Genomic DNA, 650 nt, shown 5'->3' on the forward strand with positions numbered 1-650 from the left:
AATTTTTGCAGATAACGCCACCGTTCCTTGTCACGGTAGAAGTCTGTGTATTGCTCCCTCACGACTTCAAGCAGACAGCCTTGAATGGGGATAAACAGCTTGTCCATATAGGTCTGGTCGGATTCCCTGCAACGGCAGAACTCCGTGTAGGATAATTCCACATAGCCGCCACTTTCTCTGATATATACCTTTCTTGGTGCATATTTCACCATAAATACCTCCCATCTGAATTTTTGAAATGTAAAAAATCCAGATGGAGAGGCGGAGAACGACACCGCATATCAGAAACAGCCCTACGGCACTTTCCAACAAAAATCGACAAAAGAAAAACCGCAAAGGCTCTGTGACCTTTACGGTTATAGGAAATAGTAATTCTATTGTATGGAGATTGTACTTCTACTTTCAAGGTGAGAAGTACCGTTGCACTGGCAGAAATTTTTTTAACTGGTTTCCTGCCGTTCTCTGATATGCTATGTATTGATAAATTTTGCTTCGTATGAGCAGATAGATAACTGCCCGAAAAAAGGACATAAAAAAATCCCTCCAAATTTAAAAACAAATTCAGAGGGTAATTTAGGGTATAACAAAATAACCCACCCGAATATCGTTTTTTTTATTTGGTGAGTTTGTTCTTTCAAATACGAAACAAA

Annotated in this window: 1 protein-coding gene and 1 pseudogene; both read right to left on the reverse strand. The window is 39.4% G+C overall.

Annotation, left to right across the window (positions count from 1 at the left end; translation table 11 throughout):
- Positions 1–209: pseudogene (locus WKT17_RS16245) on the reverse strand (sigma-70 family RNA polymerase sigma factor); the annotation flags it as partial.
- Between the two features lie 261 nt (positions 210–470).
- On the reverse strand, positions 471–650 hold a 180-nt coding region (locus tag WKT17_RS16250), incomplete at its 5' end, for a hypothetical protein (RefSeq protein ID WP_207658002.1).

This window comes from Blautia sp. HCN-20427 (assembly GCF_037890365.1).
In the GTDB taxonomy this organism is placed as follows: domain Bacteria; phylum Bacillota; class Clostridia; order Lachnospirales; family Lachnospiraceae; genus Blautia.